General features: G+C 36.9%; 1 protein-coding gene. It reads left to right on the top strand.

Annotated elements, in window-relative coordinates:
- Positions 1 to 358: transposase (locus tag Q8G36_RS28705; RefSeq protein WP_305163154.1), on the top strand; the 358-nt coding region annotated here is incomplete at both ends.

Here is a 358-nt window from a genome sequence, read left to right as displayed (position 1 = left end):
ATCAACTTGAAATGATTACTTTAGATCAACTGGTGCCACCGAACCATTTGGTTCGTAAAATGGAGGCTGCCATTGACTTCACTTTCATTTATGACTTGGTGAAAGATATGTATTCAGAGGTAGGACGTCCAAGTATTGATCCAGTTATTTTAGTTAAACTGACATTCATTCAATATACCTTCGGTATTCGTTCCATGCGTAAAACGATTGAAGAAGCTGAAACAAATATGACTTACCGTTGGTTCTTAGGCTATGGTTTCCATGATAAAGTACCTCATTTCTCAACGTTCGGGAAAAATTATGAGCGACGCTTTAAAGATACAGACCTGTTTGAACAGATTTTCTATCGCATCTTAAT

Source organism: Peribacillus frigoritolerans (genome assembly GCF_030676415.1).
In the GTDB taxonomy this organism is placed as follows: domain Bacteria; phylum Bacillota; class Bacilli; order Bacillales; family DSM-1321; genus Peribacillus; species Peribacillus frigoritolerans_A.
Note: the sequence above shows the minus strand (reverse complement) of the source record. Positions and strands in the feature narration are given on the sequence as shown.